Origin of the sequence: Streptomyces sp. NPDC003036 (genome assembly GCF_040611175.1) — a bacterium.
Classification (GTDB): domain Bacteria; phylum Actinomycetota; class Actinomycetes; order Streptomycetales; family Streptomycetaceae; genus Streptomyces.
In genome coordinates, this window is sequence record NZ_JBEXNO010000003.1 from 213,332 (window position 1) to 238,023 (window position 24,692).

The window sequence follows — 24,692 nt, forward strand, 5'->3', positions numbered from 1 at the left end:
TGACCAAGTCCGTACGCATCACCACTCCGGGAGCACAGATGGCCGAGCCGGCCTCCCCCCAGCTTCTCTTCGTCGGCGGCGCCGGGAACGCCACCCTCGCCGTCGACGTCGTCGAGACGGCGATCCGCCAGGCCCGCAAGCGCGGCCTGCGCATACACGTCACCAACCAGGAAGCCACCCTCGCCGCCACCCCGGCGATCACGGCCCTCGCCGACACCGCGTCGGCCGTCGACTTCGAGGTGCCCGGCGCGACCGCCGCGTGGGTGCGCGAGCGGGCCGCGGCCGGTGAGAGCTTCGACGTCGTCTTCGGCGTACGGGAAATGGCGCAGGAGGCGGTCGCCGAGGCCGCGGACGCGCTCGGACGGCCGGGCAACCCGCCGCACGCCGTCCACCGGGTGCGTACGAAGGACGAGGCGCGCGCGGCCCTGGCGGCCGCCGGCTTCCTCCAGCCCGCCTTCCGGGTCTGCGCGGACGAGGCCGAGGCCCGCGCGTTCCTCGACGGGTCCACCGGGCCGTGGGTGGTCAAGCCGCGCGACGCCATGGGCAGCGAGGGCGTCACCCGGATCGACGGCCCGGACGAGCTCGCCGCGGCGCTGGACTTCCTGCCGGAGGACGGCCGGGGCTCCTTCATCGTCGAGGAATTCGTGGAAGGGCCCGAGTACAGCGCGGAGGGCGTCTTCGTGGACGGCGTGCCGCGCGTCCTCGCCCTCACCTCGAAGGAGCTGCTGCCGCCGCCGAACTTCTTCGAGATCGAGTACGTCATCCCGGCGATCCTCCCCGAGGACACCGCCCGGGAGATCGAGCGCCAGGTCGTCGACGCCCTCACCGCGCTGGAGCTGCGCTACGGGCAGTTCCATGTGGAGCTGTGGTGGACCGAGCGGGGCGTCGTCCTCGGCGAGATCCACGTGCGCAACGCGGGCGGCTGGATCCACCGCATGCTGGCGCACGTCATCCCCGGCCTGGAGTGGTTCGGTCTGGTGTTCGACGACGTCCTCGGCAACCCCGTCGACACCGCGGCCCTGAAGCCGGTGCGCGGCTCCGCGATCCGCTTCCTCACCCCGCCGCCGGGCCGCCTGGTGGCGGTCGAGGGCTGGGACGAGGTGCTGGCCCACCCGAACCTGATCCACGCGGAGCTGGCCGTGGCCCCGGGCGACGTCATCGAGGAGCACCGCTCGGTCGGCAACCGCGTCGCCCACATCGCGGTCGGCGCGGACACCTCGGAGGAGGCGCAGGCCCTGGCCCGGAAGCTGGAGGCGTCCGTACGCTTCGTCACGGAGCCGGCGGAGGCCGCGGCTCCGTAAGGGGGGCGCGGCCCGGCGGTGGGGGGCGGTTTTGACCCCGGCGGGGGCGCACGAGTATTCTTCTGGTTCGTTATGCGTATTGGCTTCGTCGTTCTCACGCGAAGGGGCCCTACGCAGGTTCCCTGGAGCAGTTACCAGTGGCTCGCATACGGGTGGTGTCCCGGCAGTGTGGGCCCCAGCTGCATGATCGCTTCAGGTGTGTCTGGACTCCATCCACTGAAGAAGCGAAGGCTACGAAGTGCGTACGTACAGCCCCAAGCCCGGCGATGTCACTCGCCAGTGGCACATCATCGACGCGCAGGACGTTGTCCTGGGGCGTCTGGCGACGACGGCTGCGAACCTCCTGCGAGGCAAGCACAAGCCCGTCTACGCGCCGCACATGGACATGGGCGACTTCGTCATCATCATCAACGCTGACAAGGTCCACCTGTCCGGCAACAAGAAGACCCAGAAGATGGCCTACCGCCACTCCGGCTACCCGGGTGGTCTGCGCTCCGTCCGTTACGACGAGCTGCTGGACAAGAACCCCGAGAAGGCCGTCGAGAAGGCCATCAAGGGCATGATCCCCAAGAACTCCCTCGGCCGTCAGATGCTCTCGAAGCTGAAGGTCTACGCGGGTGAGAACCACCCGCACGCTGCTCAGCAGCCGGTCCCGTTCGAGATCACCCAGGTCGCGCAGTAGTTCCGGCCACCCCCTAAGAACGAAAGAAATCTGAGGAGCATCGTGGCCGAGACCACTGTTGAGAACCCCATCGAGGGCGAGGAGACCTACGCGGAGGTCACCACCTTCGAGTCCGAGGTCCCCGTCGAGGGTGAGTACACCTCCGAGTCCCTCGCGTCCCGCTTCGGCGAGCCGCAGCCGGCCGCCGGCCTGGGCCGTCGCAAGAACGCCATCGCCCGCGTCCGGATCGTCCCGGGCACCGGCAAGTGGAAGATCAACGGTCGCACCCTCGAGGACTACTTCCCGAACAAGGTGCACCAGCAGGAAGTCAACGAGCCCTTCAAGGTGCTCGAGCTCGACAACCGCTACGACGTCATCGCCCGCATCTCGGGTGGCGGCGTCTCCGGCCAGGCCGGCGCCCTGCGCCTCGGCGTGGCCCGCGCGCTGAACGAGGCGGACGTGGACAACAACCGCGGCCCGCTGAAGAAGGCCGGCTTCCTGAGCCGCGACGACCGTGCCGTCGAGCGCAAGAAGGCCGGTCTGAAGAAGGCCCGCAAGGCCCCGCAGTACAGCAAGCGTTAATCACGCCTGCTCGGTCTGCTCATTCGTACGCCCCGGCGGCACCTTTTCGTGCTGCCGGGGCGTACGTCTTTACGCTTCACCTTGCTTTTTCGGAGTAACTCGGAGGACAGCTGTGGGACGACTCTTCGGCACGGACGGTGTGCGCGGTGTCGCCAACGCGGACCTGACGGCGGAGCTCGCGCTCGGCCTGTCGGTCGCGGCGGCGCACGTGCTCGCCGAAGCGGGGACGTTTGAAGGACATCGGCCGACCGCCGTGGTCGGTCGGGACCCGCGTGCGTCGGGAGAGTTCCTGGAGGCGGCCGTGGTGGCCGGCCTCGCCAGCGCGGGCGTGGACGTCATGCGGGTGGGCGTGCTGCCGACCCCGGCCGTCGCGTACCTGACCGGCGCGCTCGGCGCCGACCTCGGCGTGATGCTCTCCGCCAGCCACAACGCCATGCCCGACAACGGCATCAAGTTCTTCGCGCGCGGCGGCCACAAGCTGGCCGACGAGCTGGAGGACCGCATCGAGGCCGTGTACGAGCAGCACCGCACCGGTGAGCCGTGGGACCGGCCGACCGGCGCGGGCGTCGGCCGCGTCGCCGACTACACCGAGGGCTTCGACCAGTACGTCGCCCACCTGCTGTCCGTCCTGCCGAACCGCCTCGACGGGCTGAAGATCGTCCTCGACGAGGCGCACGGCGCCGCGTCCGGCGTCTCCCCGGCGGCGTTCACGCAGGCCGGGGCCGAGGTCATCACCATCGGCGCCACGCCGGACGGCCTCAACATCAACGACGGCTGCGGCTCCACGCACCTCGACCTGCTGAAGGCCGCCGTGATCGAGCACGGCGCCGACTTCGGCATCGCGCACGACGGCGACGCCGACCGCTGCCTGGCCGTGGACCACACCGGCGCGGAGGTCGACGGCGACCAGATCCTGGCCGTGCTGGCGCTCGCCATGCGCGAGGCCGGAACGCTGCGCGGCAACACCGTCGTCGCCACCGTCATGTCGAACCTGGGCTTCAAGCTCGCCATGGAGCGCGAGGGCCTGCAGCTGGTCCAGACGGCCGTCGGCGACCGCTACGTACTGGAGTCGATGAAGGAGCACGGGTACGCGCTCGGCGGCGAGCAGTCCGGGCACGTCATCGTCCTCGACCACGCCACCACCGGCGACGGCACCCTGACCGGCCTGCTGCTGGCGGCGCGCGTCGCGGCCACGGGGCGGTCGCTCGCCGAGCTGGCCGGGGTCATGGAGCGCCTGCCGCAGGTCCTGATCAATGTGAAGGACGTCGACAAGACGCGCGTGAAGACCTCCGCCGAGCTGGGCTCCGCCGTCGCCGAGGCCGAGCGCGCGCTGGGCTCCACCGGGCGCGTCCTGCTGCGTCCCTCGGGCACCGAGCCGCTGGTGCGGGTGATGGTCGAGGCCGCCGACATCGAGCAGGCCCGGGCGGTCGCGGGGCAGCTCGCGGACGTGGTGAAGTCCGCGCTCGGCTAGCCAGGTGTGGTGAGGGGCGCTCCGCCGGTACGCCGGTGGGGCGCCCCTTTCGCGTGCCCGGGCCTCAGGCCCGCTGGGTACGGCGGCGCTCCCGCGCCCAGAAGAACTTCTGCGTCAGCAGCGTCAGCGTCCCGGCGAGCAGGATCGCCAGCAGGTTGAGCAGCAGCTGCTCGACCGAGCCCTTGGTCTGGCCGAAGTCCCCGTAGCTCAGCGCCACCGCCGCGTTCGCCGCCGCCGGGACGGTGGTGACCGAGATGGCCACGCCCACCAGGGCGCCCGACTTGGCCGAGGTGAGCGACAGCGTGCCGGCGGCGCCCGCGAGCAGGCCCACGACGAACGAGAACCAGTCGGGCGCGTAGACGAAGCCGGTGTTGGGGCGATCGCCGTTCAGCTTGGTCTCGGTGAACAGCCCGAGGGCGTCCATGGCGAGGCTGAAGGCCACCGTCAGCGCCATGGCGATGGCGAATCCCGCCACCAGGGCCACCAGCGCCCGCACCGCCAGGTTCGGCCGACGCCGCACCAGCGCCGTACAGATGCCGGCCAGCGGGCCGAACTCCGGGCCGACGGCCATCGCGCCCACGATGAGGATGGCGTTGTCCAGCACCACACCGCAGGCCGCGATCATGGTGGCGAGGGTCAGGAACGCCACGTACGTGACGGAGAGCGTGGACTCCTCGTGCGTGGCCTCCTGGAGCTGGTCCCACAGCACGGCGTCCGCGCCCTCGCCCGGAGCGTCCTCCTCCGCCTTCTCGGCGTGCTTGGACAGCGACAGGCCGATGTCCTCGACGGCGATCGAGCCCGTCTTGTCGATGCCGAGCGCGCACAGGTCGGCGATCAGCTCGTCCCCGGCCTCGCGCGCCACGTCGCACAGCACCAGGTCGCCCGCCGGGTCGCGGGCCGCGCCGGGGACGACGGCGAGGTGCGTGGTGCCGACCGTCTTCTCGATGGTGCGCACCACGTCGTCGGTGCGGTCCGTCGGCACGATCAGGCGGAGATGCAGCACGGGTGCGCGTCCCTTTCGGAGCTTGCGGATCTGAGCGTGGGGATCGGAGCTTGCGGATCAGAGCTTGCGCAGGGAGAGCCGCTGGACCTTGTGGTCCGGGCCCTTGCGTACGACGAGGGTGGCACGGCCGCGGGTCGGTGCGACGTTCTCCAGGAGGTTCGGCTTGTTGATGGTCCGCCAGGTCGTCCGGGCGTACGCGAGCGCCTCCTCCTCCGACACCTGGGTGTACTTGCGGAAGTACGACGACGGGTTCTGGAACGCCGTCTCGCGCAGCTTGCGGAAACGATTCAGGTACCAGGACTCGATGTCCTCGGTGCGCGCGTCGACGTACACCGAGAAGTCGAAGTAGTCGGCGAGGGCGACCCGCGTGCGTCCGTCCTTGCCGGGCAGCGCGGGCTGCAGCACGTTGAGGCCCTCGACGATGAGGATGTCGGGGCGCCGGACCGTCAGCCGCTCGCCGGGCACGATGTCGTAGATGAGGTGCGAGTAGACGGGCGCGGTCACCTCGTCCTTGCCCGCCTTGATGTCGGCGACGAAGCGCGTCAGCGCGCGCCGGTCGTACGACTCGGGGAAGCCCTTCCGCGACACCAGGCCCCGCTCCTTGAGCTCCTTCATGGGCAGCAGGAACCCGTCCGTGGTGACCAGCTCGACGCGCGGGTGCTCCGGCCAGCGGGCGAGCAGCGCCTGGAGGAGCCGGGCGACGGTCGACTTGCCGACGGCGACGGAGCCCGCGACCCCTATGACGAAGGGCGTGCCGCGCTGGGAGCCGCGCTCGCCGGCGTCGCCGAGGAAGGTGTTGAGGGCGCCGCGCAGGTTGGCGGTGGCGCCGACGTAGAGGTTGAGCAGCCGGGAGAGCGGCAGGTAGATGTCGCGCACCTCGTCGAGGTCGATGACGTCGCCCAGTCCGCGCAGCCGCTCGACCTCCTCGGCGGTCAGCGGCAGCGGCGTCTTGTCCCGCAGCGCGCTCCACTCCTCGCGGGTGAGGTCGACGTACGGCGTGGCCTCCGCGCGGCGCTGGGCGGAGGCGCTCCGGGGCGCGGTGGCACTTCGGGACGGCGAGGTGATCACCTGGCCATTGTCGGGGCTGGAGGGCCGCTGGGGGGCCTCTGCGGGGGGTGGGGTCGGTCACGCGCCGAGCGCGGTCCGGCGCCGCCGGGCGGGTGTCTTACGGCGGGTAACAACATGATCAAGAGGCGGTTCCGTTTGTCCGTCGCTAGGACTCCGTGCCCACTTGGTGAAGATTATGTGACCTTCATTTGCAGGGCCTGTTGTGACATGGTCGCGACGTAAGCGGCAGTGCCGACTCGTGGGAGGGGCGAGCACACCGGCACTGCGCTGTGCCGGGGTGGGCCTGCTGTCATGCCCATGGCTGGGCTGCCGGACGATCGCGAGATTGCAGGGCAGACCATGTCACTGTTCCGAGACGTCGGCAGACGCCGGCGTCGCCTCCGGTCCACACTGACCGGGGCCATCAGCGCGACGGCGCTGACGACCGCGTCCGCGGTCCTGCTGGGACTGATCCAGGCCGTGCCCGCCGCGGCGGAGACGGCGCCCGAGGAGGACACGGGTTTCGACCGCAACACCATTGGTCAGCAGCGGCGTCTCGACCGCTGTCTGGCCGGAGTCGCGCTGCACGTCGGCGGCCCCCAGATGAAGGCCAAGGCCATCGAGGGGCTGACCGGCACCGACCAGCAGCTCCGCGACGTCGTCGGGAGCGTCGGCTGGATCGGCTACGGCCCCCTCGGCCAAGCCAAGGACGCCGATGAGGAGGCGGGCAGCGCCTACCTCGACGCTGCCACGGCCCGCACCAACGGGCTCAACACCGCCAACAAGCCCTATGTCGAATCCGCATGGGCCAGCGACGACATGGAGTGGCACGCACCGGCGTTCGGCGAAGACGTCACCAACTTCACCGTCGTCACGCAGAAGGAACTCGCCTGGCGCCTCGGCTGGGACGGTCACAGCAACCCCAGCCCGGAGGCCGTGGCCCGCGCCAAGGCCATCGCCGAGGAAAACCGTGGCAAGGACCACTGGAACGACTCCGCCGCCCACTCCATGCTGATGGACAGCGAGGTCAACAACACCCGCTACTCGGGCGGTACGACCTCCAGCGATATCGCGTCCTACCTGCGGCGCGGCGGCTTCGCGCTCGAGGCCCCTGCCAAGGACTCCGCCGCGTACCGCGTCGAGGTCGAGGATCTGAAGCAGGCCTGGGCCGCGTGCGACTACCAGAACCCGGTCGACGTGTGGCGCAAGCTCAACGAGCCGGTCATGGCCGCGATGGTCGAGTGGGAGCTGGAGTACGCCGGACAGGCCCCCCAGCGCGCCACCATCATCCAGGCGGAGGCCGACGCCTACGCCGCGACGCGGGCCGCCGCCGACAACATGGTCGAGGCCATCGGCCAGGCCTGGCTCGTCGAGCAGATCCTGACCTGGCAGAAGTACTGGCAGGACCACCTCGCCCAGGATCCCGACACCATCTTCGAGAAGCCCGACCAGGCGATGTACGACCAGGCCGCGGCCGACCTCGCCCGCTACCGCGCCAACGTGGCGGCCCTGGTCACCTCGGCGAAGGGGCACGCCGCCTCGGCCGCCACCGCGGCCCAGAAGGCCGCGACCGCCCAGCAGGAAGCCTGGGCCGTCGCCGACACCACCCACGTGCCGCGCGGCCGCGGTCTGATGTACGCGCAGCAGTCGGTCCAGGTCGCCCGCGCCTCCAGCGCCGCCGCGGCGGCCGCGGCCAAGGCGACCGAGACCGCGCTCGGTGCCGCCAACGCAACCATCGCCGACGCGGACGCGCTGCTCGCCAAGGCGCAGACCCAGTCGCACGCGATCAGCACGGAGTTCCGCCGCGTCGCCGCGGAGGAGGCCGCCGCCCAGGCGAAGGCCGCCGCCGACAGCGCCGAGGCCAACGCCACGGCCGCCGCCGCGAGCGCGACCACGGCCAAGAACGCGCAGACCACGGCCGAGCAGAAGCGCGACAAGGCCAAGACCGCCGCCGCCACCGCCGCCGCCGAGCGCGCCAAGGCCCAGGCGGAGCAGGCCACCGCCGTCGCCTCCCGGGCCAAGGCCGCCGCCGAGCGTGCCAAGGCGCAGGAAGCCGAGCAGCGGGCCGCCACTCAGCAGACGGCGGCCAAGGGTGCCGACACGGCCGCGAAGACCGCGACCACGGACGCGACGGCCAAGCGCAAGGTCGCCGACGAGAAGGCGAAGGCCGCGCAGACCGCGCGCGAGAAGGCGATCGCCGCCCTCCAGACGCGGCAGGCCACAGCGGCCCGCGCCGCCGCCCTCGAAGCCGCGGCCGCCGCCGCCGAGGGCACCGCCGCCGCCGCCGAGACCCGCGCGGCGGCCACCACCGCCCGTACGGCCGCGAACCAGGCCGCCGAGGCCGCGACCGCCGCCCAGACCGCCGCGGACGAGGCCACCACGGCCGCCGTCGCCGCCCGCGCCGCCGCCACCACGGCGGAGGGCGCCGCCAAGCGCGCCGAGGCCAACGCGAGCAGCGCGTGGTCGGCGTACCACACCTCCCTCAGCGCCGCCTCCGCCGCGCACGCCGCCGCGGCCACCGCCCTGGACGCGTCACAGGACGCCGCGACCCGCGCGGACCTCGCCGCCACGGCATCGGCGAACGCCACCGAGCTCGCCAAGAAGGCCCAGCAGGAGGCCGTCGCCGCCGGGACCGGCGCCGCGGAGGCGGTGAAGTCGGCCGCGACCGTGGTCGGCCGCGCCTACGCCGCCGGCCAGGCCGCGCTCGCCGCCCGCGACAGCGCCAAGGAGGCGGTCGCCGCCGGCAGTGAAGCCGTCGTCGTCGGCAGCGCCTACCAGGAGAAGGACAGCGCCGCCGCGTTCGCCGTGCTCGTCGGCCAGTCGTCGAAGACGATCGCCGAACAGCAGGCCGCCGCCGCCGAGGCCAAGGCCGTCGAGGCGGCCGCCGCCGCCGAGGCCGCACAGCAGGCCGCCGCCCAGGCCACCGGCGACGCGAAGCTCGCCGCCGAGGCCGCCGCCCGCGCCGCCGCGGACTCGGTCCGCGCCGTCGAGGCCGTGACCCGCGCCCAGGCGTCCGCGGCCGAGGCCGCCGGCGCCCAGCAGGGCGCCAAGGCCGCCGCCGACACCGCCGCGGACCACGCCCAGCAGGCCGGGAACGACGCCGCCAGCGCCCGCCTCGTAGCGGACGAGACGAACAGCGTCGCCCTTGAGGCGGACCGCGAGGCCACCGACGCCGAACGGCACGCCGCGGAGGCCAACGAGAAGGCCGGCCGGGCCGGCGAAGCGGCCAAGGACGCGGCAGGCAAGGCGTCCACGGCCGAACAGGAGGCCAAGACCGCCGAGACGAACGCGGGCAACGCGCAGGGCCACAGCACCGCCGCCGAGGAGGCCGCGAAGAAGGCCGAGCAGGAGCAGCGCGAGAAGAACGAGGCCGCGCACAAGACGGCGCTCGCCGAGGGCACCACGCCCATCAAGGGCGGCGCGAACAACTGGCCGGTGCTGGGTGAGCGCGAGGAGAAGATCCTCCTCGACGCCTGCGGCCAGGCCTGCGTCGACGACTACCGCAAGGGCATCGCCGCCGTCTCCGTGAACGTCGTCGAGTGGGCCGGCGCCAACGGCGGGCAGATTCTCTTCGAGCAGCTCGACCCCGCCAAGGTCAAGCAGTGCCTGGCCGCGTCGGACGTCGAGGAGTGCCTCTGGGCGCTCGTCGACATCCCGTCGTCCGCCGTGATCGTGGGCCGTATGCCCGCGCTCGCCCAGGCGATCGAGAAGGTCTCCACCGGCATGCGGCAGATCTTCGTCGACGCCGACAACGCCCTGCGCCGGCTCAACGAGCTGACCGCCGTCATCCGTGACGTCCGCAGCACCCCGCGCCTGGAGCGCTGTGTCGCCGGTGTCGCCCTGCACGCGGGCGGCGCGAAAATGAAGGCCAAGGCCATCGAGGGCCTGGCCGGTACCAACGACCAGCTGCACGCCGTCGTCGGCGACATGGGCTGGATCGGGTTGATGCCCCTGGGGCAGGCCAGCGACCAGGACCGGGAGGCGGGTTACGCCTATCTGGACGCCGTCGCGGCTCGCCGGGCCCTCCTGGAGGACGCCAACCACCCGTACGCGATGAGCTCGTTCGACGACGGGATCACGCTGCACGCACCGGAGTTCGGCGCCGACATCCTCGGCTTCACCCTCTCCACGCAGGCGAAGCTGGCCGACCGTCTCGGCTGGGACGCGCACACCAATGCCAGCCCGGAGGCGATCGCCAAGGCCCGCCAGATCACCGAGCAGAACCGGGGCAAGGACCCCTGGCACGATTTCGCGGCGGACTCCATGCTGCGGGACTGGAACCTGAACCAGACCCGCTTCGCCGGCGGCACCACCTCCGCGGACATCGCCACCTATCTGCGGCACGGCGGCTTCCCCGCCGGGAAGGTCGCCGAGGGCTCGGCGGCGTTCCGCATCGAGGTCGAGAACCTCAAGCAGGCCTGGGCCTCCTGCAACCACCAGGACCCGGTCGACCCGCGCAACGCCCTGAGCGAGGCCGTCTCCCAGGCCTCGGCCGAATGGGAGGCGGAGTACGCCGGTCAGGCCGCCCCGCGCGCGGTCATCATGCGGGCGGAGGCCGACGCCGCCGCCGCGACCCGCTCCGCCGCGGACACCATGGTCGAGGCCATCGGCCAGGCCTGGCTCGCCGACCAGATCCTGCGCTGGCAGAAGTACTGGCACGACCAGCTCAAGAACGACCCGGACAGCATCTTCAAGCCGAAGCAGGCCCTCTTCGACCGGGCCAATACGGACCTGGCGAAGGCCCGAGGCAAGGTCCAGGCCCTGCTCACCACCGCCAAGTCGCAGGCCGGTCTGGCCAACGCCGCCGCCCAGCGCGCGGTCACGGCCCAGCAGGAGGCCTGGGCCATCGCGGACGCGGCCGGCGTCCCGCGCGGCCGTGGCCTGATGTACGCCCAGCAGTCGGTCCAGGTCGCCCGCGCCTCGGGCGCGGCCGCCACGGCCGCCGCGAAGGCGACCGAGACGGCGCTGAACGCGACGAACGCCACGGTCGCGACGTCCCAGACCCTGCTGGCCCTGGCGCAGACCCAGGCGCACGCGCTCAACACCGAGTTCCGCCGGATCGCCGCCCAGGAGGCCGCCGCCCAGGCGAAGGCCGCGGCGGACAGCGCCGACAAGCAAGCGGCCGAGGCCGAGGCGAACCTGAAGATCGCCCAGCAGGCCCGGACCACCGCGGAGAAGGAGGAGCAGGAGGCCAAGGCGGCCGCGGCCACGGCGCAGAACCAGCGGGCCGTCGCCGAGCTGGAGCGCGCCAAGGCCGCCGCCGCTCGATCGACCGCCGAGTCCGAGCGCAACAAGGCGGGGGCTGCCGAGGACCGGGCCCAGACCGAACGGACCCGGGCCGGTAACGCGCTGAACGACGCCACCACGGCGGGCGGCACGGCGGCCTCGAAGCGGGCCGCGGCCGAGCGGGCCGAACTGGACGCCGCGGACGCGCGGGACCGAGCCGTCGAGGCCGAGAAGCACCAGCGCACCACGGACTCCAGGGCCGCGGCCCTGGAAGCGGCCGCGGCAGCGGCCGAGGGCACGGAAGCCGCCGGGGAGACCCGTACGGCCGCGACCGAAGCCCGTACGGCGGCGAACGAGGCGGCTTCCGCCGCCAAGGCGGCCCGTACGGCGGCGAACGAGGCGTCCCAGGCGGCCATCAACGCGCGAGCGGCGGCCACCGAGGCGAAGGTCGCCGCTGCCAACTCCCAGAAGGCCGCGGACAACGCCTGGTCCGCGTACTACACCGCTCAGGGGTCGGCGGCTGCCGCCCACTCGGCGGCGGCCGTCGCCATCGACGCCTCCGAGGCCGCGGCGCTGAACGCGAAGCAGGCAGAGGAGGACTCCAAGAAGGCGTCCGCCGCGGCGGCCGTAGCGAAGCAGGAGGCGGCGGCGGCCCAGAGCGAGGCGGTCAAGACCGCCCAGTGGGCGGCCAAGACGGCCGGCTACGCCTACGCCACCGCCCAGGCGGCGAGCGCGGCACGTGACACCGCGACCCAGGTCGTCAAGCCGGCCACGGAAGCCATTGCCATCGGAACTCCTTACCAGGAGACCGACGCGTCGGCGGCCTTCGCCGTGCTCACCGGCCAGGGCGCGCTGACCCTGTCGCAGCAACAGGCGGCGGCGGCCGAGGCCAAGGCGGCCCAAGCGGCCGCGTACTCGGCCGAGGCCCAGCGCCTCGCCGAGCAGGCGGCGGCCGATGCCAAGCTGGCGGCCGAGGCGGCCGCGGCGGCGGCCAAGGACGCGGAGCGTGCGGCACGCGCCGTGCAGCGCGCCCAGGCCGCCGCGGCGGCGGCGGAGGAGGCGGCCAAGGCCGCCCAGGCCGCGGCCAAGCGGGCCGACGGCTACGCCATGCAGGCGGGTACGGACGCCGTCTACGCGTCGTTCGCCGCCAACGAGGCGTCCACCGACGCGGCCGCGGCAGACCGGGAGGCCACCGAGGCGGAACGGGACGCGGCGAGCGCCCGTACCGCGGCCGACGACGCCCAGACGGACGCCAACGCGGCCGACCGCATCGCGACGGTGTCGGAGAACGACGCCGTCCGCGCGGAGTCCGCGGCGGCCAACGCGCGGGAGTCCGCCACCCAGGCGGACGCCGCGGCCACCCGCGCCGAGGAGGAGGAGCGCAAGCGCCAGGAGGAAGAGCGCAAGCGGGCGATGGAGTCGGGTGACAAGGGTGTTCTCTTCGATCCCGGTATCCCGCTGACCGCCGAGGAGCAGGCCATCCTCCTGGAGGCGTGCGGCCAGCGGTGCGTCGACGACTACAAGGCCGCGTACGCCGCGGTGTCGCAGACCGTCGTCGACTGGATCAAGGCCAACGGCGCCGACGTGCTCCTGGAGCTCATCGGGGTCAACGACCTGAAGCGCTGCTTCGGCGAGGGCGACGTAGAGAGCTGCCTGTGGAGCCTGGTCAACGTCGCCAGCCTGGTCGTGGTCGTGGGCAAGCTGCCCGCGGTGGCCAAGGCGATCGCGACCGTGGTCTCGGGCGTCTCGAAGTTCTTCTCGCGGGCCGAATGGGGCAAGAAGACCATCGACCGGCTCCGGAAGGTCATCGAGAACTTCAAGAAGGAGCCGGAGCCCAAGCCGGACCGCTCACCGGACTGCCTCACCGTCCCGGGCGCCAGGTCCTCGGGCACGTCCGGCCTGTCCACGATGGGCTTCTCGTCGGCGACCTCGGCCGGCGATCCGCTCGATTGCGACGAGGTCGAGGTTCTCGACGGGCACTTGGGGCGCAAGCGCCTCGGCTCCGACATGAGGTATCACCTGAAGGAGGGTGACACCGAGATCCAGATCGACGACCCGAACGACCTCTCCAACACGATCACCGACATCGATCTCGTGCGGGGCGGCGTGCTCTGGGAGAACAAGACCGTGACCGCGCGGAAGCTGACGCAGGAACAGCTGCAGAAGTGGGTGGACAAGCACGTCGGAAAGAAGATCAAGGGCTACAAGACGGCTCGCCCCCTGCTCGCGGGCTACGAGGACGCGCCCATCGGAATCCGCTTCGAGGATCCTGCGATCCTGGAGATCAACCCGGGCCTCAAGGACCTTGTCGCCCAGCGCATGAAGGAACTCAAAGCGATCCATCCGGACGTGGACATCCGCCTAGACTGGCCGTCATGAGCTATACCTTCGACATCGGTGACGACACGATCTGGGGCCCGGCCAATTCCGTCGCGCGCATCTTCCTGGGAACGGTGAAGACGCTTTCGGAGGAATACCGTGTCCCGTCCGGAGTCGGGGACGACCTCATGGGAATGGTCGAAATCGATCCCGGGGAGTTCGCCGCTTTCGTGCAGCGGGTTCTCGCCGAACGGGCGCAGAGCCTGCACATGTACAAGAGCATGATGCTGGACGGGATCCTTCCCATCCTCATCGCCATGGCGGACCGAGGGAATCTGGGAATCACCGCCCGTACGCCGGAGGAGAGCGGTTACCTCGAAGAGGTGAGGGCGCGGAAGCTGCCCATGCTCGCACCGCCGGACTAGCGGGAAGCGAAGGAAAGCGCCCGGCCGGGGTCTCCCGGCCGGGCGCTTTCACGTGGGTGGTGCAAGGGGTTCAGCCCAGCTGGCCCAGCTGCGCCTTGACGACCGCCTCCGGGATCGCGCTGTTCTTCGGGGTCAGCATGTTGACACCGTAGAAGACCGCGACCACGCCGGCCTTGCGGACCACGGTGTACGTCATGGGGACGCTCTGCTTGGCGACGGTGCTGGTGATGCGGTACCCGAGGGACTCGTCACCCAGGGAGGGGGCCTTCACCGGCTCGACCGCCGTGTAGGTCAGGCCCAGGGTCTTGAAGCCGCCGGGGCACTTCTCGAGCGAGGTCCGCAGCTCCGTCATGACCCGCTGGGCGTTCTTTTCCGAGTGGGAAGCGAGCCACATGGAGCCGATGGTGGCGTTCTTCGCCTCGGTGGGTTCGAGGGAGCGGTGTTCCACGCTCACCGCCGGTATGTGGGTGAATCCTCCAGCGACACTCGCGAGGGGCTGGCACTCGGCCTTGTCGGCCTTCATGTCCCGGCCTGCTTCCACCTCGGCCTTGGCGACCTTCTTGACCTCGAAACCGTTGTTCTTTCCGGAGAGCGTCGCCTTTTCGAGGGTCTGTGGATCCACAGCGCCGATGCGCTTGGCCTCGGCGGCCGCCTTTTCGTCCGCTCCCCCGCCCGGCGTGCTTGTTGCGCTCGCTTTCGGCTTCGGCTTCTTATCCCCGGACTCGGCTGATTCCCCGCTGCACGCGGACACCGCGAGCAGGGCCGGCAATACGGCGGCGATCGGGAGGGCCCTACGCAGTCTCATGTTTTTCTTTCCTGGCGTCTCTCGCGGCTGAAGAATGAGCGAAATGATCTTACCGGCGGTAGGAGGCCCTCATCATTACGTTTTGATGTCGGCGGGCGCCGGGAATGTCGGTGACGTGCGTCACAGTTGTGGGAAGGGTGGGCGTCGGCCGGCCGCCGTCCGCCCGCGCAAGCGCGACGACCCCGATCCGAGGGGAACCCCCATGACGTACGCGTACGCGATCCAGGCCGAGGGCCTGGCCAAACGCTTCAAGGAGACCCGGGCGCTGGACGGCGTGGACCTCGCCGCGCGGACCGGGACGGTGCTGGGGCTGCTCGGGCCCAACGGTGCCGGTAAGACCACCGCCGTCCGCATCTTCGCCACGCTGCTCCAGCCCGACGCGGGCCGGGCGGCCGTGGCCGGGCACGACGTGGTGCGGGAGGCGGGCCTCGTGCGGTCCATGGTGGGTCTGACCGGGCAGTACGCGGCGGTCGACGAGAACCTCACGGGCACGGAGAACCTGCTGCTCATCGGGCGGCTGCTGGGCATACCGCGGCGCGAGGCCAGGGCGCGGGCGGCGGAGCTGCTGGAGCGGTTCCACCTCACGGACGCGGCCGGGCGCGCCGTCAAGACGTACTCCGGCGGCATGCGGCGGCGGCTGGACCTGGCGGCGAGCCTGGTCGGGCGGCCGCGGATCCTGTTCCTCGACGAGCCGACGACCGGGCTCGACCCGCGCAGCCGCGGCGAGCTGTGGGACATGGTGCGCGGCCTGGTCGCCGACGGCGTGACGGCCCTGCTCACCACGCAGTACCTGAACGAGGCGGACATGCTCGCCGACGACATCGTGGTGATCGACAGGGGCCGGGTGATCGCCGAGGGCACCCCCGACGAGCTGAAGTCCCAGGTGGGCGGCCAGGTCCTCCAGCTGCGGCCGGTGCGGGACGCGGACCTCGCCGCGGCGCACGCCCTGGTGGAGCAGGCGGCCGGGGCGCAGACGCAGATCGAGGGCGATGTGATCACCGCTCCGGTGAACGACCCGGAGCTCATGCCCGCCGTCGTACGGCGGCTGGACGGGGCGGGCATCGCGGTCGGCGAGCTGACGCTGCGCCGCTCGTCCCTGGACGAGGTGTTCCTCGCGCTGACCGGCCACCGCGCCGAGCCGGAGCCCGGCAAGGAGCCCGGCGAGGAGCCCGGCGAGGAGAGCGAGCGGACGCCGGAGCCCGACGACAGCGACATCGACAAGGTGGTGAGCTCGGCATGACCGCGACCACCGCCACCGCCCCGGTGACGGCGAGCGGCCGCGTGCGGCCCGGGGCCGCCGTGCGCCAGACCGCCACCATGGCGTGGCGGAGCCTGGTGGCCGTCAAGCACAACCCGCTGGAGCTGGTGGACTACAGCATCACGCCCATCATGTTCGTGTTCCTCTTCACGTACGTGATGGGCGGCCAGATGGCCGGGTCGCCGGACGCGTACCTGCGGTACGCGCTGCCGGGGATCATCGTCCAGAACACGCTCTTCATGACGATCTACACCGCGATGGCGCTCAACACCGACCTCACCAAGGGCGTCTTCGACCGGCTGCGGAGCCTGCCCATCGCCCGCTCCGCGCCGCTGATCGGCCGGATCGCCGCCGACCTCGCCAAGCACCTGTGGGCGGTGCTGCTGATGATCGCCCTCGGCCTCGCGCTCGGCTTCCGGCTCACCGGCGGGCTCGGTGGCTTCCTCGTGGGCGTGGCGCTGGTGATCGCCTTCGCGGCGGCCGTGTCGTGGTGCGCGGTGCTCATCGGGATGCTGGCGGGCGACGCGGAGAAGGTGCAGGCGTTCGGCTTCACGCTCATCTTCCCGATCACCTTCACCAGCAGCGCCTTCGTCCGCGTCGACACCATGCCCGGCTGGCTCCAGGCCTGGGTGGACATCAACCCCGTGACCCATCTGTCGGACGCCTTCCGCGGGTTGCTGCTGGGCGGCGAGGTGGGGCGGCCGGTGCTGTGGTCGCTGGTCTGGGCGGCGGGCATAGCCCTGGTCTTCTATCCGCTGGCCATGCGGGCGTACCGGGCGAAAGCGTGACGCGTGCGGGTCTACTGCCCGGCGCGGGCGCCCTCCCCTAGGCTGCCGACATGTGCGGAATCGTGGGTTACGTCGGCGGGCAGTCGGCGCTCGATGTGGTGATCGCGGGCCTCAAGCGCCTGGAGTACCGGGGCTACGACTCGGCCGGTGTCGCGGTGCTCGCGGACGGCGGGATGGCCGCCGCGAAGAAGGCGGGCAAGCTCGTCAACCTGGAGAAGGAGCTGGACTCCCGGCCCCTGCCCACCGGGGCGACGGGCATCGGGCACACCCGGTGGGCCACGCACGGCGCCCCCACCGACGCCAACGCCCACCCCCACCTCGACAACGCCGGACGCGTGGCCGTCGTCCACAACGGCATCATCGAGAACTTCGCCGCCCTCCGCGCCGAGCTCGCCGAGCGGGGCCACGCGCTGGAGTCGGAGACCGACACCGAGACCGTCGCGCACCTGCTGGCCGAGACGTTCTCGTCCTGCGGCGACCTCGCCGAGGCGATGCGGCTGGTGTGCCGCCGCCTCGAGGGCGCCTTCACGCTGGTCGCGGTGCACGCCGACGAGCCGGACGTGGTCGTCGGCGCGCGGCGCAACTCCCCGCTGGTGGTGGGCGTCGGCGAGGGCGAGGCGTTCCTCGCCTCGGACGTGGCCGCCTTCATCGAGCACACCCGCTCCGCGATCGAGCTCGGCCAGGACCAGGTGGTCGAGGTGCGCCGGGACGCCGTGACGGTGACCGACTTCGACGGGGCACCGGCCGAGGTGCGGGCGTACCACGTCGACTGGGACGCCTCGGCGGCCGAGAAGGGCGGCTACGCCTCCTTCATGCTCAAGGAGATCGCCGAGCAGCCGAAGGCGGTCGCCGACACCCTGCTGGGCCGGATCGACGCGGGCGGCTTCCTGACGCTGGACGAGCTCCGCATCCCGGACGAGGTGCTGCGCGAGGCGCGCAAGGTCGTCATCGTGGCGTGCGGCACCGCCTTCCACGCGGCGCTGATCGCCAAGTACGCCATCGAGCACTGGACCCGCATCCCGTGCGAGGTGGAGCTGGCGAGCGAGTTCCGCTACCGGGACCCGATCCTCGACGCGCAGACGCTGGTGGTGGCCATCTCCCAGTCCGGCGAGACCATGGACACCCTCATGGCGCTGCGCCACGCCCGCGAGCAGGGCGCGAAGGTGCTGGCGATCTCCAACACCAACGGCGCGACCATCCCGCGCGAGTCCGACGCCGTGCTGTACACGCACGCCGGGCCCGAGGTGGCGGTCGCCTCCACCAAGGCGTTCCTCACCCAGCTCGTGGCCGTCTACCTGCTGGCGCTCTACCTGGGTCAGGTGCGCGGCACCACGTGGGGCGACGAGATCCGGGCCGTGGTCCGCGACCTGGCGAGGATCGGCGAGGACGTCGAGCGGGTCCTGGAGACCATGGAGCCGGTGCGCGAGCTGGCGCGCTCGCTCGCCGACGCGAACACCGTGCTGTTCCTCGGGCGGCACGTCGGCTTCCCGGTGGCGCTCGAAGGCGCGCTGAAGCTGAAGGAGCTCGCGTACATGCACGCGGAGGGGTTCGCGGCGGGCGAGCTCAAGCACGGGCCCATCGCGCTGATCGAGAAGGGCCTGCCGGTGGTCGTCGTGGTGCCGTCGCCGCGCGGCCGCTCCGTCCTCCACGACAAGATCGTGTCGAACATCCAGGAGATCCGGGCGCGGGGGGCGCGGACCATCGTGATCGCGGAGGAGGGGGACGAGGCGGTCGTGCCGTACGCGGACCACCTGATCCGCGTCCCGGTGACGCCGGTCCTGCTCCAGCCGATGGTGTCGACGGTGCCGCTCCAGGTCTTCGCCTGCGAGCTGGCGACCGTCCGCGGCAACGACGTCGACCAACCGCGTAACCTCGCCAAGTCCGTGACGGTGGAGTGAGCAGGGAGAGCAATGATCATCGGGGTGGGGATCGACGTCGCGGAGATCGACCGGTTCGCGGCGGCGATGGAACGGACACCGCACCTGGCGGACCGGCTCTTCCTGGAGCGCGAACTGCTCCTGCCGAGCGGCGAACGGCGGGGCATGGCCTCGCTCGCCGCCCGCTTCGCGGCCAAGGAGGCGATCGCGAAGGCGCTCGGCGCGCCCGGCGGACTGCTGTGGACCGACGCCGAGGTGTACGTCGAGGACAGCGGCCGGCCGTGCCTGCGGGTACGCGGCACGGTCGCGGCCCGCGCGGCCGAGCTGGGCGTACGGCACTGGCACGTGTCGCTCAGCCACGACGCGGGGGTGGCGTCGGCCGTGGTGATCGCGGAGGGTTGATCGCGCAGGCTTGAGCGCGGAAGGCTGATCGCGCGGGCCGTCGTCGTCGCGGAGGGGTGATCGCATGCGTACCGCTTACCGGGTGGAGACCGTACGGGCCGCCGAGGCCGAGCTGATGGCGCGGCTGCCGCCCGGCGCCCTGATGCAGCGCGCCGCGGCCGGACTGGCGGCCGCCTGCGCCGGACTGCTGGGCCGGGTCTACGGCGCGCGCGTGGTGCTGCTCGTCGGCAGCGGCGACAACGGCGGCGACGCGCTGTACGCGGGCGCCCGCCTGGCCCGGCGCGGGGCCGGGGTGTCCGCGGTGCTGCTGGGCTCCCGCGCCCACGAGGGCGGGCTGGCGGCGCTGCGCGGCGCGGGCGGGCACGTCGCCGAGGACCCGTACGCGGTCCTCGCCCGCGCCGACCTCGTCCTCGACGGCATCACCGGCATCGGCGGGCGCGGCGGGCTGCGGCCGGACGCCGTAGCCGTGGTGCGCGCGGCGCGCGACTCGGGCGCGGTCGTCGTCGCCGTGGACCTGCCCAGCGGAGTGGACGCGGACACCGGCGAGGTCGCGGGCGAGGCGGTGCGCGCGGACGCGACCGTGACCTTCGGGGCGTACAAGCCCGGGCTGCTGATCGACCCGGGGCGCGCGTACGCGGGCGCCGTGCGGCTCGTCGGCATCGGGCTCCGCCTGCCGGACGAGCCGGAGCTGGAGGCCCTCCAGCACGCCGACGTGGCCCGGCTGCTGCCGGTGCCGTCCGGCGAGAGCGACAAGTACCGGCGGGGCGTCGTCGGCGTGGTCGCCGGCTCCGCCCGCTACCCCGGCGCGGCGGTGCTCGCGGTCTCCGGCGCGCTGCGCGGCGGGGCCGGGGCCGTGCGGTACGTCGGCCCGGCCGGCGACGCCGTCATCGCGCGCCATCCGGAGACGCTCGTCCACTCCGGGCCCCCGGCCAAAGCGGGCCGCGTCCAGGCGTGGGTCATCGGCCCCGGCCTCGGCGACACGCCCGGCGTCGACGACGTGCTCGCCTCGGACGTGCCGGTCCTGGTCGACGCCGACGGCCTGCGGCACCTCGACCCGGCGGCCGTCCGCGCCCGCCCCGCGCCCACCGTCCTGACCCCGCACGCGGGCGAGGCCGCCGCGCTGCTGGGCGTCGCCCGCGAGGACGTCGAGGCCCGGCGGCTGGACGCGGTCCGGGAGCTCGCGGGCCGGTACGGCGCGACCGTGCTGCTCAAGGGCTCGACGACGCTGGTCGCCGCGCCGGAGGGGCCGGTCCGCGTCAACCCCACCGGTACGGCGTGGCTCGCCACCGCGGGCAGCGGCGACGTCCTGTCGGGCCTCGCGGGCTCCCTGCTCGCGGCCGGCCTCGCGCCCCGGGACGCCGCGTCGGCGGCCGCGTACCTCCACGGCCTGGCGGCCCGCCCCGCCGCGCGGGACGCCCCCATCGCGGCGTACGACGTGGCGGAGGCGCTCCCGGCCGCGTGGCGGGGGGTTTTCCCGGACACCGGGCCCGCGCGGGCGTGACGGGTATGACATGAGCGCGCGGCAAGGGCGACGGGCGCACCTGAGAGACTGGGCGCGATGAGTGAGACACCGCAGACCCTTCGCGCCCGCGCCGAGATCGATCTCGGGGCGTTGCGCGCCAATGTGCGTGCCCTGCGGGGGCGCGTGGGGACGGACGTCCAGGTCATGGGCGTCGTGAAGGCCGAAGCGTACGGGCACGGGGCCGTGCCCTGCGCCCGGGCGGCGCTGGAGGCGGGAGCCACCTGGCTCGGGACCGCCACGCCGCACGAGGCGCTCGCGCTGCGGGCGGCCGGGATCGACGCGCCCGTCCTGTGCTGGCTGTGGACGCCCGGCGGCCCGTGGGACGAGGCCATCCGGGCCGACGTGGACGTGGCCGTGAGCGGGATGTGGGCCCTGGACGAGGTCATCGAGGCGGCGCGCCGGACCGCACAGCCGGCGCGCGTGCAGCTCAAGGCCGACACGGGCCTCGGCCGCAACGGCTGCCAGCCCGCCGACTGGCCCCGGCTCGTCGGCGAGGCGCTGAAAGCCGAGGCCGACGGGCTGCTCCGGGTCACCGGCATCTGGTCGCACTTCGCCTGCGCCGACGAGCCCGGCCACCCCTCCATCGCCGCCCAGCTGGACGCGTTCCACGACATGCTGGAGTACGCGGAGAAGGCGGGCGTCCGGCCCGAGGTGCGGCACCTGGCCAACTCCCCGGCCACCCTCACCCTGCCCGAGACCCACTTCGACCTCGTACGGACCGGGATCGCCATGTACGGCGTCTCGCCGATCCCCGAGGTCGGCGCACCGGCCGACTTCGGGCTGCGGCCCGTGATGCGGCTGCTCGCCAACCTCGCGCTGGTCAAGTCCGTACCGCTCGGCCACGGCGTCAGCTACGGACACCACTACGTCACCGACCGCCCGACCACCCTCGGCCTCATCCCCGTCGGGTACGCCGACGGCATCCCGCGCCATGCGTCCGGTCGCGGCCCGGTGCTGGTCGGGGACCGGGTGCGGACGGTGGCCGGCCGGGTCGCGATGGACCAGTTCGTGGTGGATCTGGAGGGCGACGCCGTCGAGCCGGGCGCGCAGGCCGTGCTGTTCGGCCCGGGAGACCGGGGCGAGCCGACCGCCGAGGACTGGGCACGGGCGGCGGACACGATCGCGTACGAGATCGTGACCCGGATCGGATCGCGGGTACCACGCGTCTATACGAACCTGACGACCTGACGACCTGACGACCTGACGACCTGACGACCCGAGGGCCCGAGGACTGACGCCCCCCCACGATCCCGCGAGGAGCAGCCGCGTGAGTGAGACCAGTGCCGTGGAGGCCGCGGCCGCCGGCAATTGGCGCCGCGCCGGTTTCGCCGGCGCGGCGATAGGAGTGGTCGCGGCCGGTGCGGCCGCCGGTGTCGCCATAGAGCGCCTCACTGTCGGCCGCGGCATGCGCAGGAAGGCGCGCCTCGCGCTGGACGCGGCGGGCCCGTACGGCGCGCTGCGCGGCACCCCCGGCAAGGCCACGGCGGACGACGGCACGGAGCTGTACTACGAGGTCGACGAGGTGGCCGACCCCGACGAGATGGACGCGGGGGGCGGCGTCCCGCGCCGGCGCCGGCTCTTCGGCTCCAAGGCCCCCGCGCCCGTCACGGTCGTCTTCAGCCACGGCTACTGCCTCAACCAGGACTCCTGGCACTTCCAGCGCGCGGCCCTGCGCGGCCTGGTGCGCACCGTCCACTGGGACCAGCGCAGCCACGGCCGCTCCGGGCGCGGCGTCGCCCAGCGGCGCGGCCCGGACGCCGTGCCGGTCTCCATCGACCAGCTCGGCCGCGACCTGAAGGCCGTCATCGACGCGGCCGCGCCCGAGGGACCGCTCGTGCTGGTCGGGCACTCCATGGGCGGCATGACGGTGATGGCGCTGGCCGACCAGTACCCCGAGCTGATCCGCGAGCGGGTCGTCGGCGTCGCCTTCGTCGGTACGTCGTGCGGCCGGCTCGGCGAGGTGAACTACGGCCTCCCGGTGGCGGGCGTCAACGCCGTACGCCGCGTGCTGCCGGGTGTGCTGCGGGCGCTCGGCTCGCAGGCGGAGCTGGTGGAGCGGGCCCGCGGGGCGACCGCGGACCTCTTCGCGGGGCTCATCAAGCGGTACTCGTTCTCGTCGCGGGACGTGGACCCGGCCGTCGCCCGGTTCGCGGAGCGGATGATCGAGGGCACGCCGATCGACGTGGTCGCGGAGTTCTACCCGGCCTTCACGGACCACGACAAGGCGGCCGCGCTCCGCGTCTTCGCCGAGGTGCCGGTGCTCGCGCTCGCGGGCGACCAGGACCTGGTCACGCCCAGTTCGCACACCGAGGCGATCGCCGACCTCCTCCCCGACGCCGAGCTGGTCATCGTCCCGGACGGCGGGCACCTGGTGATGCTGGAGCACCCGGAGGCGGTGACCGACCGGCTCGCGGACCTGCTGGCGCGCGTGGGAGCGGTGTCCGCAGCGGCTAACGTTGGCGGGTATGGAAGCACCGCACAGCCCGGCGGCTGAGGCCGCCACCGCCACCGCCACCGCCACCGCCCGGTTCACCCTCCACGCGCCCGAGCAGACCCAGGAGCTCGGCCGCGCGCTGGCGAAGCTGCTGCGCCCCGGCGATCTGGTCCTGATGACCGGCGAGCTCGGCGCGGGCAAGACGACCATGACCCGCGGGCTCGGCGAGGGGCTCGGCGTGCGGGGGGCGGTCACGTCCCCGACGTTCGTCATCGCCCGCGTCCACCCGTCGCTGACCGGCGGCCCCGCGCTCGTCCATGTCGACGCCTACCGCCTCGGCGGCGGCCTCGACGAGATGGAGGACCTCGACCTCGACGTGTCGCTGCCGGACTCGGTCGTGGTCGTGGAGTGGGGCGAGGGCAAGGTCGAGGAGCTGTCCGAGGACCGGCTGCACGTGGTGATCCACCGCGTGGTCGGCTCGACGGACGACGAGCGGCGCGTGGTGACGCTGTCCGGGTACGGGGCGCGCTGGGCCGACGCGGACCTCGCGGGTCTGGGGCTCGGCCTCGACCTCGGCTGAGCGTCGAGGCGCCGGGGCTCCGCCGGGCTCCGTACTTTCCGACAAGGTGTCGGCACGATGTTGCGCCGTACCTCCGGGGCGTGGTCCCATGGATACCCGTACGTGGTTAGGTCTACCTAACCACGCCTGCCCCCGGAGCCCCAGGAGGCAACCGATGCCGACGTCCGAGCAGGATGTCTCGATGCGCGATCTGCTGGCGTCGTGCGCGGCGGCCAACGCCGTGTCCACGCCGCCCCGGGCCGAGGACGAAGCCGCTTCCGACGGCAGCGCCGACGCCGCGGCGCCGGACGAAGACGCGGTGTCGTCCGACGCGGCGTGACCGCGTCACGCCTTACGGGACGACGACGACCTTCGAGTTGACCGCCGCGAACGTCCACAGCGCGTCGCCGTCCGCCCGCTTCATCCGGATACCGCCCGTCTTGCGCGTCGGGTCCGGGCTGGCCATCGTGCCGTCCACCGCCGCGCTGAAGCCGATCGTCACCCCGTCGACCCGGGCGAACCGCACCACGTGCTCGACCCGTACGCCGTCGGAGCCGGCCACGCTGCCCGAGCGGGTCGTCACGGCGTACGTGCCCGGCTTCGGGTGCACCGTGCTCGGCATCACCTCGAACGTCCGCGCCACCGTGCCGTTCGCGGCCACCAGCCAGACCCGCCGGGCGCCGAGCGCGTACACCACCCGCATCCCCGTGCCCGACTCCTCCGGCAGGGCCAGCGGGTCCGCGGTCTTGGGCCCGCCGCCCGGCGCGGGCGCCGGGGTCGCGGGGCCGCCCGGCGTCGCCGAGGGCTTCGCCGCGAGGTCGGCGGGGACGTTGGCCGACGCCTGATAGGCGAGGAAACCGACCGCGGCCAGCGCCGCCACGGTGAGCCCGGCCACGAATCCCGAGCTGCTCCTTGCCACCCTGCTGCCCACCTCTCGCGCGTACGCGTACGTATGAGGTGACGGTAGCAGCAGCGCGCGGAGGGACCGGGGCGGCCGTGCGCCCGCCCACGG

Annotated in this window: 19 protein-coding genes; 15 read left to right on the forward strand and 4 right to left on the reverse strand. The window is 72.8% G+C overall.

All coding sequences use genetic code 11. The features are described from left to right. The first annotated feature begins 38 nt into the window (after window positions 1-38). From ABZX67_RS03930 to glmM, 4 genes are all read left to right on the forward strand, one after another. Window positions 39-1,301 carry an ATP-grasp domain-containing protein gene (locus tag ABZX67_RS03930; protein ID WP_355354003.1) on the forward strand — a complete coding sequence of 421 codons (1,263 nt, stop codon included), beginning with the start codon at window positions 39-41 and terminating at the stop codon, window positions 1,299-1,301. A 238-nt stretch (window positions 1,302-1,539) separates the two neighbouring features. Then, window positions 1,540-1,983 (forward strand): 50S ribosomal protein L13, encoded by a 444-nt coding sequence (gene rplM / locus ABZX67_RS03935; protein WP_031076703.1) that lies wholly within the window; start codon window positions 1,540-1,542, stop codon window positions 1,981-1,983. A gap of 42 nt (window positions 1,984-2,025) precedes the next feature. Further along, entirely contained in the window at window positions 2,026-2,544 is a 519-nt protein-coding gene (gene rpsI / locus ABZX67_RS03940) for a 30S ribosomal protein S9 (RefSeq protein WP_031076704.1), read from the forward strand. Window positions 2,545-2,656: 112 nt separating this feature from the next. Continuing rightward, window positions 2,657-4,015, forward strand: a complete 1,359-nt coding sequence (gene glmM, locus ABZX67_RS03945; protein ID WP_355354007.1) for a phosphoglucosamine mutase — start codon at window positions 2,657-2,659, stop codon at window positions 4,013-4,015. A 64-nt stretch (window positions 4,016-4,079) separates the two neighbouring features. Here glmM and ABZX67_RS03950 read toward each other — a convergent pair whose 3' ends face one another. Both ABZX67_RS03950 and coaA read right to left on the reverse strand, forming a co-directional pair. Then, a complete protein-coding gene (locus tag ABZX67_RS03950) occupies window positions 4,080-5,018 on the reverse strand; it encodes a DUF389 domain-containing protein (protein ID WP_355354010.1) in 939 nt (312 codons plus the stop codon). Between the two features lie 57 nt (window positions 5,019-5,075). Further along, on the reverse strand, window positions 5,076-6,086 hold the full coding sequence (gene coaA, locus ABZX67_RS03955) for a type I pantothenate kinase (protein WP_355354013.1): 1,011 nt from the start codon (window positions 6,084-6,086) through the stop codon (window positions 5,076-5,078). 339 nt (window positions 6,087-6,425) lie between these two features. Between coaA and ABZX67_RS03960 the strand changes: the two genes are divergently transcribed. Together ABZX67_RS03960 and ABZX67_RS03965 are read left to right on the forward strand one after the other, a co-directional pair. Then, complete coding sequence (locus ABZX67_RS03960) at window positions 6,426-13,670, forward strand: hypothetical protein (RefSeq protein WP_355354016.1); 7,245 nt, start codon at window positions 6,426-6,428, stop codon at window positions 13,668-13,670. Beyond that, window positions 13,667-14,035: a DUF6086 family protein gene (locus tag ABZX67_RS03965; RefSeq protein WP_355354019.1), complete on the forward strand. Its 369-nt coding sequence runs from the start codon at window positions 13,667-13,669 to the stop codon at window positions 14,033-14,035. The genes ABZX67_RS03960 and ABZX67_RS03965 overlap by 4 nt, the downstream gene beginning before the upstream one ends. Window positions 14,036-14,105: 70 nt before the next feature. Here ABZX67_RS03965 and ABZX67_RS03970 read toward each other — a convergent pair whose 3' ends face one another. Next, window positions 14,106-14,840, reverse strand: coding sequence for a hypothetical protein (locus ABZX67_RS03970; RefSeq protein ID WP_355354022.1), 735 nt, complete (start codon window positions 14,838-14,840; stop codon window positions 14,106-14,108). 202 nt (window positions 14,841-15,042) lie between these two features. On the opposite strand from ABZX67_RS03970, the gene ABZX67_RS03975 reads away from it, so the two are divergent. The 9 genes from ABZX67_RS03975 to ABZX67_RS04015 all read left to right on the forward strand — a co-directional run bounded on the left by ABZX67_RS03975 (window position 15,043) and on the right by ABZX67_RS04015 (window position 24,020). Beyond that, window positions 15,043-16,080, forward strand: a complete 1,038-nt coding sequence (locus ABZX67_RS03975; protein WP_355354025.1) for an ATP-binding cassette domain-containing protein — start codon at window positions 15,043-15,045, stop codon at window positions 16,078-16,080. Further along, on the forward strand, window positions 16,077-16,886 hold the full coding sequence (locus ABZX67_RS03980; RefSeq protein ID WP_355354028.1) for an ABC transporter permease: 810 nt from the start codon (window positions 16,077-16,079) through the stop codon (window positions 16,884-16,886). Before ABZX67_RS03975 ends, ABZX67_RS03980 begins: the two co-directional genes overlap by 4 nt. Before the next feature lie 50 nt (window positions 16,887-16,936). Beyond that, entirely contained in the window at window positions 16,937-18,784 is a 1,848-nt protein-coding gene (gene glmS / locus ABZX67_RS03985) for a glutamine--fructose-6-phosphate transaminase (isomerizing) (RefSeq protein ID WP_355354031.1), read from the forward strand. A gap of 12 nt (window positions 18,785-18,796) precedes the next feature. After that, window positions 18,797-19,165, forward strand: a complete 369-nt coding sequence (locus tag ABZX67_RS03990) for a holo-ACP synthase (protein WP_355354034.1) — start codon at window positions 18,797-18,799, stop codon at window positions 19,163-19,165. Window positions 19,166-19,229: 64 nt separating this feature from the next. Continuing rightward, window positions 19,230-20,666: an NAD(P)H-hydrate dehydratase gene (locus ABZX67_RS03995; protein WP_355354037.1), complete on the forward strand. Its 1,437-nt coding sequence runs from the start codon at window positions 19,230-19,232 to the stop codon at window positions 20,664-20,666. Between the two features lie 57 nt (window positions 20,667-20,723). After that, window positions 20,724-21,875, forward strand: a complete 1,152-nt coding sequence (gene alr, locus ABZX67_RS04000) for an alanine racemase (RefSeq protein WP_355354040.1) — start codon at window positions 20,724-20,726, stop codon at window positions 21,873-21,875. 79 nt (window positions 21,876-21,954) lie between these two features. Then, window positions 21,955-23,181, forward strand: coding sequence for an alpha/beta hydrolase (locus tag ABZX67_RS04005; protein ID WP_355354043.1), 1,227 nt, complete (start codon window positions 21,955-21,957; stop codon window positions 23,179-23,181). Then, complete coding sequence (gene tsaE / locus ABZX67_RS04010) at window positions 23,153-23,701, forward strand: tRNA (adenosine(37)-N6)-threonylcarbamoyltransferase complex ATPase subunit type 1 TsaE (protein WP_355354046.1); 549 nt, start codon at window positions 23,153-23,155, stop codon at window positions 23,699-23,701. Before ABZX67_RS04005 ends, tsaE begins: the two co-directional genes overlap by 29 nt. 154 nt (window positions 23,702-23,855) lie before the next feature. Further along, a complete protein-coding gene (locus ABZX67_RS04015; protein ID WP_355354049.1) occupies window positions 23,856-24,020 on the forward strand; it encodes a hypothetical protein in 165 nt (54 codons plus the stop codon). A 12-nt stretch (window positions 24,021-24,032) separates the two neighbouring features. Here ABZX67_RS04015 and ABZX67_RS04020 read toward each other — a convergent pair whose 3' ends face one another. Continuing rightward, entirely contained in the window at window positions 24,033-24,575 is a 543-nt protein-coding gene (locus tag ABZX67_RS04020; RefSeq protein WP_355354052.1) for a hypothetical protein, read from the reverse strand. Window positions 24,576-24,692: the final 117 nt, after the last annotated feature.

What these genes read in the sequence shown, in the direction of transcription:
- ABZX67_RS03965 (WP_355354019.1), top strand. Translation starts at nt 13,667, where the DNA reads ATGAGCTATACCTTCGACATCGGTGACGACACGATCTGGGGCCCGGCC.
- ABZX67_RS03970 (WP_355354022.1), bottom strand. Translation starts at nt 14,840, where the DNA reads ATGAGACTGCGTAGGGCCCTCCCGATCGCCGCCGTATTGCCGGCCCTG.
- glmS (WP_355354031.1), top strand. Translation starts at nt 16,937, where the DNA reads ATGTGCGGAATCGTGGGTTACGTCGGCGGGCAGTCGGCGCTCGATGTG.
- ABZX67_RS03980 (WP_355354028.1), top strand. Translation starts at nt 16,077, where the DNA reads ATGACCGCGACCACCGCCACCGCCCCGGTGACGGCGAGCGGCCGCGTG.
- ABZX67_RS04015 (WP_355354049.1), top strand. Translation starts at nt 23,856, where the DNA reads ATGCCGACGTCCGAGCAGGATGTCTCGATGCGCGATCTGCTGGCGTCG.
- ABZX67_RS03975 (WP_355354025.1), top strand. Translation starts at nt 15,043, where the DNA reads ATGACGTACGCGTACGCGATCCAGGCCGAGGGCCTGGCCAAACGCTTC.
- ABZX67_RS03930 (WP_355354003.1), top strand. Translation starts at nt 39, where the DNA reads ATGGCCGAGCCGGCCTCCCCCCAGCTTCTCTTCGTCGGCGGCGCCGGG.
- ABZX67_RS03990 (WP_355354034.1), top strand. Translation starts at nt 18,797, where the DNA reads ATGATCATCGGGGTGGGGATCGACGTCGCGGAGATCGACCGGTTCGCG.
- alr (WP_355354040.1), top strand. Translation starts at nt 20,724, where the DNA reads ATGAGTGAGACACCGCAGACCCTTCGCGCCCGCGCCGAGATCGATCTC.
- ABZX67_RS03960 (WP_355354016.1), top strand. Translation starts at nt 6,426, where the DNA reads ATGTCACTGTTCCGAGACGTCGGCAGACGCCGGCGTCGCCTCCGGTCC.
- ABZX67_RS03995 (WP_355354037.1), top strand. Translation starts at nt 19,230, where the DNA reads ATGCGTACCGCTTACCGGGTGGAGACCGTACGGGCCGCCGAGGCCGAG.
- tsaE (WP_355354046.1), top strand. Translation starts at nt 23,153, where the DNA reads ATGGAAGCACCGCACAGCCCGGCGGCTGAGGCCGCCACCGCCACCGCC.